The organism is Bradyrhizobium sp., assembly GCF_019244115.1.
GTDB lineage: Bacteria > Pseudomonadota > Alphaproteobacteria > Rhizobiales > Xanthobacteraceae > Bradyrhizobium.
Genome location: NZ_JAFATE010000777.1, coordinates 1 through 7,543 on the forward strand (window position 1 = coordinate 1; position 7,543 = coordinate 7,543).

7 protein-coding genes are annotated in these 7,543 nt (G+C 64.0%); 3 read left to right on the plus strand and 4 right to left on the minus strand.

Going from position 1 to position 7,543, the window contains the following annotated elements; all coding sequences use genetic code 11:
* A partial coding sequence (locus tag JOZ76_RS33220) for a helicase-related protein (protein ID WP_291705611.1) occupies positions 1-1,041 on the minus strand: 1,041 nt, incomplete at its 3' end.
* A 646-nt stretch (positions 1,042-1,687) separates the two neighbouring features.
* Entirely contained in the window at positions 1,688-2,491 is an 804-nt protein-coding gene (locus JOZ76_RS33225; protein WP_291705612.1) for a DUF3108 domain-containing protein, read from the minus strand.
* Positions 2,492-3,206: 715 nt separating this feature from the next.
* Between JOZ76_RS33225 and rpmB the strand changes: the two genes are divergently transcribed.
* Positions 3,207-3,515 (plus strand): 50S ribosomal protein L28, encoded by a 309-nt coding sequence (rpmB, locus tag JOZ76_RS33230; RefSeq protein WP_291705613.1) that lies wholly within the window; start codon positions 3,207-3,209, stop codon positions 3,513-3,515.
* Positions 3,516-3,769: 254 nt separating this feature from the next.
* On the opposite strand, the gene JOZ76_RS33235 is transcribed toward rpmB, so the two are convergent.
* Positions 3,770-4,075: a HigA family addiction module antitoxin gene (locus JOZ76_RS33235; protein ID WP_291705614.1), complete on the minus strand. Its 306-nt coding sequence runs from the start codon at positions 4,073-4,075 to the stop codon at positions 3,770-3,772.
* Positions 4,076-4,098: 23 nt separating this feature from the next.
* A complete protein-coding gene (locus JOZ76_RS33240; protein ID WP_291705615.1) occupies positions 4,099-4,380 on the minus strand; it encodes a type II toxin-antitoxin system RelE/ParE family toxin in 282 nt (93 codons plus the stop codon).
* 158 nt (positions 4,381-4,538) lie between these two features.
* Here JOZ76_RS33240 and JOZ76_RS33245 point away from each other — a divergent pair, with 158 nt between their 5' ends.
* Both JOZ76_RS33245 and JOZ76_RS33250 read left to right on the plus strand, forming a co-directional pair.
* The gene (locus JOZ76_RS33245) at positions 4,539-5,792 is read left to right on the plus strand and encodes a DUF2235 domain-containing protein (RefSeq protein ID WP_291705616.1); all 1,254 of its coding nucleotides are present in this window, start codon (positions 4,539-4,541) and stop codon (positions 5,790-5,792) included.
* A gap of 349 nt (positions 5,793-6,141) precedes the next feature.
* Positions 6,142-6,588 carry a hypothetical protein gene (locus JOZ76_RS33250; protein WP_291705617.1) on the plus strand — a complete coding sequence of 149 codons (447 nt, stop codon included), beginning with the start codon at positions 6,142-6,144 and terminating at the stop codon, positions 6,586-6,588.
* Positions 6,589-7,543 lie beyond the last annotated feature (955 nt).

Sequence of the window (7,543 nt, forward strand, 5' to 3'; positions counted from 1 at the left end):
GTCTTCGGCTGATGGCGCGCGGGTCAGCGCCTCGTGCGGCGGCGACAGCGCGAGCGACACCTGCAGCGCAGCGAGCGAGGAAAAATCCTGTTTTGAATTACGCCACTGCAAGACTTTGACACTGTCAAAGGTGTGGTTCTGCAGCGCATTGACGAGTTCCACCTCGAATGGCGCGCAGCGGCCGGTGGTACCAAAAGTGCCGTTGCGGGTGGCGCGCCCGGCGCGGCCGGCGATCTGCGCGAACTCGGATGGGTTGAGCCGGCGGAACTGGTAGCCGTCGAATTTGCGATCGGAGGCGAAGGCGACGTGATCGACGTCGAGGTTCAGTCCCATGCCGATCGCGTCGGTCGCGACGAGATAGTCGACGTCGCCGTTCTGGAACATCGCGACCTGTGCGTTGCGGGTGCGCGGCGAGAGCGAGCCGAGCACGACCGCGGCGCCGCCATGCTGCCGGCGGATCAGTTCGGCGATGGCATAGACCTCGTCGGCGGAGAAGGCGACGATCGCGGTGCGGCGCGGCTGTCGGGTGATTTTGCGGTCGCCGGCAAATTCGAGCTGCGACAGCCGCGGCCGTGTGACGATCGACGCGGCAGGCAGCAGCCGCTCGATCATCGGGCGCATCGTCGCAGCCCCGAGCAGCAGGGTCTCGTCGCGGCCGCGGCGGTTGAGAAGGCGGTCGGTGAAGACGTGGCCGCGCTCGAGGTCCGCGGCGATCTGGACCTCGTCGACGGCGAGGAACGACACGTCGAGGTCCCTGGGCATGGCCTCCACGGTGGAGACCCAGTAGCGCGGATTTTTGCGCTTGATCTTCTCCTCGCCTGTGATCAGCGCAACGGCTTCGGGCCCGGCACGGTCGGCGATCTTGTTAAAAACCTCGCGCGCGAGCAACCGCAGCGGCAGGCCGATGATCCCGGAGGAATGGCCGAGCATGCGCTCGATGGCGAGATGCGTCTTGCCGGTGTTGGTCGGCCCGAGCACGGCGGTGACGCCGGAACCGGGAGCCCGTTCCGCTGTCAATGCGGACGTCGAAGATAAAGCCATATGTCAGGATATTTCTGTCGTCGCCTTCATCCACGCGAGATGAATTTTGGTGGATCGGATCGCTCGCGAATACGATTCATCTCTCGCCCGGCGGGAGATTTTCGGAATGCCCCATGCGCGCTCCCCCTTGAAGATGGGCACCGCTTCGCCGATTGGAAATAGCGCGAGCGCCGCAAAACTGTCTCACAATGTGACGGGTTGCCCTGCGTGACCTAAGCCTTGGAACGGTTTGCGAACGAATCGCGAAGGAATCGCTGACTCTACACCCTGTCCTGCTTCGTTCACCGCAATATCTCGCGCCAAGCTGGTCCCGGTGCACTAGATCAAGTTCTGGCGCGCAAAACAAGGCCCCGCGCGACATCGGAATTTCTTAAAACGCGAAGCGGTGCGAGTCGAATCAGAACCGGCCAGGAGTCAACAGGATTCGGAGACGGCCACGCGGTCACATGCGAATGGACGGAGTGAGACGAGTTCACGCGGCATCGGCGGTGCTTCCGCTCCCCTCCCCCTTGCGGGGAGGGGTCGGGGGTGGGGGTCCCACAAACTCAATCGTAATTGGGGCAACCCCCCTCCCCCAGCCAGCGGGGAGGGAGCACACCGCCGCCGCGACGACGATGCGTCCTGTCTCGCCGATGATCGTTGAGCGCTACTGCGTCTTGGCGATATGCGGGGGCAGGGCCTGCGTGACGAATTGCGTCGCCTCCAGCATCGCCATGCCGAGCGGGGTCGGCACGCGCATGCGGAACGGCACCAGGATGCGGGTTCCTGAAAGCGGCACGAAGGTAATCTCGATATCGCGCTGGGCTGCGAGATATTTGATCACCGGCCGGTCGGGGATGTAGCCCGCGATCGGTGTGAAATAGACCGCGCAAACGATCGCGGGGCCATGATAGCCCTTGTCGGCTTTGACGTTCTCCGCGCGTTTGAAATCGAGTTTCAGGTCGTAGCGCATCCGGCCGTCGAAGATCGCGGCCCCGGTGCGGCAGGCATCCGGCGTCAGCGGATCGCCATTGCCGGGCACGCGCAGCAGCGCCGCGGTCATCGGATCGTAGACCCCGCGCCGATGCGCCTCCGTCACCGGAATGCGGTCGGGATCGACCGGCGGGGTCGGGTCGATGCCGTACTCTTTGACGTTGCCGTTCTGCAGCGTCATGTGGATCTGCTCGGTCCGTTTCGCGGTCACGGTGCCGGCGCTGTAGCTTGTCGCGACCAGCGCGCCATTGACGATCTTGCCTTGCGACGAGGTGTTGCCGGAGCCCGACGAGAAGGTCTTCATCAACCCCGAGGTGCCGCCATAGGCGTTGGCGGAGAACTGATCCTCCAGAATGTCGATGTTCCAGGCGCCCTTGCCGACCACGATGCCGGCGAGCGAGGCCTCGTATTGCGCTTCGAGCCGGGCCTGCGCGCGGCCCTCGCCTGGGACCAGCACGGCGAGCAGGGCCGTAGCCAAAATGGCGCTGCACGCCCGGATGGCCGATCGGCTCGGCGGAAGCAAGGGGGCGTGGCGTGGATTCACGTGGCGACGTTCCCGGGAAAACCGCGCTGGCGTCGAGGCGCGATGGTTAAGTTTCATCTAAGCAAAAAATCCGCGCTGGCAACGACGAAATCCCGCTATCCCCGCCGCACGCAACCGGCGCCCTCGCAGGAGCCTCTATCCATTGGCGTGGAATGCGCCCTTTATATGATGCCGCGCAGTGCCATATCACCGCTAGTTGATTGATCGAGCTGGAAATTTCCAAAAGTTCAATCGCCCCCGGCACACGTCGAAGGAAGGAACAGAATTATTCCAGGAAACACGAGGAGCCCGTGCCACACCGGAGGTGCCACACCGGAGGTGCGCCCCTCCCCCCGCTTGCGGGTGAGGGCTGGGGTGGGGTGCCACACGACGAGCTGCATCCTGGGACCCCCACCCATAGCCGAAGCTTCGCTTCGACGTCCTTTTTTGAAAACGGCCGCCGAAGGCGGCCTATACCCTCCCCGCAAGGGGGAGGGGAGCGCAAGCAGCTCGCCAAACCGCCCCAAAACCTTGACGCTTCACCGCTTCCCCCCTATACGTCCGCACGCTTCCATCAGAAATGGACAGAGTTTTGGACCCCCGGTCCGCGCCCGCCGTTGACCGACGGGCGGCTCGTGACGGAGCCGGGGATGATCAGAGGATTTTCGCCATGTCGCGGCGCTGTGAACTGACGGCCAAGGGTCCCCAGGTGGGCCACAAGGTGAGCCACTCCAACATCAAGACCAAGCGGCGCTTCCTGCCGAACCTGTGCAACGTCACGTTCCAGTCGGACGCGCTCGGCCGCAACATCCGCCTGCGGGTCTCGACCAATGCGCTGAAGAGCGTCGACCACAATGGCGGCCTCGACGCATATCTGCTGAAGGCCCGCGCCGACGCCCTGTCGCCACGCGCGCTCGAGCTGAAGCGCCAGATCGAGAAGAAAGTCGGCGCCGCCGAGCCGGAGAAGAAGGCGAGCTGAGAGCTTTTCGGACGGGCAGACTCCACTGCTCGTCATGCCCGCGCTTGTCGCGGGCATCCACGCCTTACTTCTGGTGTGGCCAAGACGTGGATGGCCGGGACAAGCCCGGCCATGACGACGGAAAGAGTTTCCGAGCTGGGGCTGGGCGAGTAAGCGTCGCGTAAGCCTGGCGTAGAGTTTGGGTAGCGGCCGGGTCGAAAGACCCGGCCGTTTTGTTCTCGCAACCCGATCGATTTGTGTCGTTACGCGCGAATTTACGCCGCCGCACGACCCGCCACGGGACCGATCTTTTCCAGCTCCTTTCCGATCCGGATTTTCGCGGTTCGCATATCGAAGTCGTTTTGTAGGTTCAACCAGAGCTGGGCGGATGTGCCGAGTGCCTTGCCGAGCCGCAACGCCGTATCGGCCGTTATGGCGGTTTGTTCGCTGGCGATCCGCTCGATGCGCGTACGCGGGACGCTGCAGGCCTTGGCAAGCGCACCCGCCGACAGGCCGAGCGGCACCAAAAACTCTTCCCGCAGCACTTCGCCCGGGTGCATCGGTGCGAGCTTCTTGGCCATGCGAGTTTCTCCTCGATTGTGTCCTAGTGATAATCGACGAATTCGACGTCTTCCGGCCCCTCGGCTGTCCATGTGAAGCAGATCCGCCATTGATCGTTCACCCGGATCGAATACTGCCCCGCTCGGTCGCCTTTGAGAGCCTCCAGCCGGTTACCCGGCGGAGCTTTCAAGTCGTTCAACGTCGTTGCGGCGTTCAGATAGCCAAGCTTCCGTCGTGTGACCGCAAGCAAGTCGGCCGGAAAGCCCTTCAAAGCTTCACCTTCAAAGGCGGACCGTGTCCTGGCATCCCTGTAGCTCTTGATCACAGGCGCAATGTATCATCATATGATACAAGAATCCATAGCATCGTCCCGTGACGAGAGGACCCACCAGGCGAATGGTCGGCCCGCGTCAACACGCCAGTCCCAAAATCTCTCCCAACCCTGCTACACTCGCCGAGGCTGCATGGGGAAACGGCTGCGCCATGACCAGGAACATCGTCATCTGCTGCGACGGCACCGGCAACGAGATCGGCGAGAACATCTCCAATGTGCTGAAACTGTATCGCTGCCTGCGCAAGACGCCGAAGACCGAGCCGCATCAGCTCGTGTTCTACGATCCCGGCGTCGGCACGCTGGCGCGGCCCAATCCGTGGCTGAAGCTCAGGCAGGATTTTGTCATGGTGCTCGGGCTCGCGACCGGCTACGGCCTCGACGACAACGTGATCGCGGCCTATGAATTCTTGGTCGACAATTACGAGGACGGCGACCAGATCTATCTGTTCGGTTTTTCCCGCGGCGCCTACACCGTGCGCGTGCTGGCGGGGCTGATCCACAAGATCGGGCTGGTGTCGCCGCAGCAGAAAAATCTCGCCGGCAGCGGCCTCACTTCCTACAAGCAGTTGTCCGAAGGCGACCGGAAGGCCCAGGGCGTGCCGCCATCCGCCGAGCCCGGCGACGACGACGAAGGACCGCAGCCCCTGAATAGCGACGACCGTGCGGCGCAGTTCGCACGCATCGTCTCCTCGCGCTGGCCGACGATCCGCTTCGTCGGCGTGTGGGACACGGTCGCGAGCGTCATCGTGCCGCGGCCGGACCGGCTGTACTGGCCGAGCCTGGAGGAGCTCGCCTTCACGCTCGACAATCCGAGCGTGAAAACGTTCCGCCAGGCGATTGCGATCGACGAGCGGCGCTGCATGTTCCGCCTGAAAAAATGGCTGGAGCCGCAGACCTTCATGCACAACCGCTTCAACCAGGCCGGCGCCGAACCGCAGGATTGCCGGCAAGTCTGGTTCGCCGGGGTGCACGCCGACATCGGCGGCGGCTACCCGGAAAGGCAGAGCGCGCTGTCCAAATATCCGCTGCTCTGGATGATCGAGCAGGCGATGGGATGCGGGCTGGCCTTCAACCCGCAGAGTATCCGGCAGCTCGCCTTCGGCGTGCAGCGGAGGGGCAGCCCGTTTTCCTATGTCGCGCCCGACGTGACGGGCGAGCTGCACAACTCGATGACCGCGGCCTGGCGCCTGCTCGAATATTTTCCAAAATCCGACAAGTACAAGGAGTGGCCGCAGCGACCATCGCATCTCGGCTTCTACATCCCGGATGCCGAGCCGCGGTTCATTCCCGACGGCGCCTTTGTGCATGAGTCCGCCGTGAAGCGCAGGGACACGGTCGCAGGCTACGAGCCGATCAACTGGCCGAGCAGTTTTGAGACCGTGCCGATGCCGGAGGAGCCGTAGCCGCGCGAGCAGCGGGCGAAGGCGAGCAACGAAAAGCATGGCGGGAAGCTGTCGCCAAGAACGCCGCTGGGCTCCCCTCCCCTTGCGGGGAGGGGTTGGCGGTGGGGGCCAACACACGCAGGTGTTCGGGGTGCCCCCACCCCAGCCCTCCCCCGCAAGCGGATCGCAAGCGGGGGAGGGGGCGCACCTCCGTTGGTGCCAGAGCGGAGCCCCGTCGCGCGATCGTTAGGATCGCGTTAACCCTACTTCTTAACCAACCATTAACTCCGTGTTTGCGGCGCCTCGGCCTGCGGCCTAGCCTTCTGCCCCGGGGCAAAGTCCGGGGCGGAGTCACGAACGAGGCCATGCCATGACCTATCGAGAATATGCGACGCTGCTCGCCTCGGCCTGTATCGCAGCGCTGATGTTCTCCGCGACCGCGGCCCTCGCCGCATCGGGCGGCGCGCCGCGCGCGGCGTTTGCGGCGGCTCAACCGGCTGTCCGCCCGCCGGTCGCGGGCGCGTTCCGCCACCACCATCGGCATGGCGTGATCGGCGGCGTGTTCTGGCCCGGCTATGGCTATGGCGACGAGGGCGCCGCGCCGTCCTATGGCGGAGCGGTCGAAGGCGTGCCGCCGGCCGCGGGCGATATCCAGTACACCTACAAATACGACGTGCCGTGGGACTGGGCGCATCGCTTTCCGCCGAGCGTCACCCCGTCCAACCGGGCCTATGTGCCCAGCTGCACCGACCAGAGCGTCACCGTGCCCGGCCGCGACGGCGCCGACCACAGCGTCAACGTCACGCGGTGCTATTGAAATAGGACGTCCGCTGTCAGCCAATTTTGTTTGGCACTAGCGCCTCAACGTCGTCATGCCCGCGCTCGTCGCGGGCATCCACGTCTTTCTTTGTGAGCACAAGCGAAGACGTGGATGGCCGGGACAAGCCCGGCCATGACGAGACCACGGAACTACTAAGGACACGAAATCGCAGTGAGTGATTTGCCCGTCGGGCTGAGGCTGCGACCGATTCGAGAGGATTCCTGCAGAAAAAAGGCGGGCCAGCACGATCGAATTTCGCAAGTCGATTCAACGACGAACCGCTCGTGCACGCCGGCTTGCGAAAATTTTGCTTCCGTTTTTCGGTAAAATGTGATTTGGTCACGCCATCCCGCCTCGATCAAGAGGGACGTGATGGCCAATCGTCACCGGACGTGAGGCGGGCTGCGATGGACGCGTTGGCGCCGCGCGCGATTTGTTCGCGCGGACGAACGGCGCCGATGCGGACGGCGAAGGCGTGTGGTCCTGGCCTCCCGACGCTGAGGCCAAGCCGCGTGAGATGATCGCGCGGCGATGGGGGCAAGACAGCCCGGTCCCCAGGGAGAGCGCGCTATAAGCCGTAACACCGTCGCGCAGGGAAGGCCGGATGTTCGGCCAATCCTGTGGTGTCTGCCGCCAGCTTTTCTATTTGCTGGCGGGCCATGGGTGCGGCCTGCACCCGGCCTTCCCTGCGCCCTCTTCGATTTCGAGGGTGCGAGAATGATGCAGAACTCGGGCACACCATGCCGCGGGAAGGCGAAGATGTGTGTCAGCTTCAGCCCCCTATTCGGCTGTCATGCCCCGCTTCAATGTATAGCCCGGGGACATCACCGACGGTTTTTTCCGGTGTTCGGGGACATGGCCGACACGTCATAATGCTTGGATTTGGTGGTTGGGGGGCCAGTCCATGGCATGGCGCGAGGTGTCGGTAATGGATCAGCGGCGGGAGTTTGTG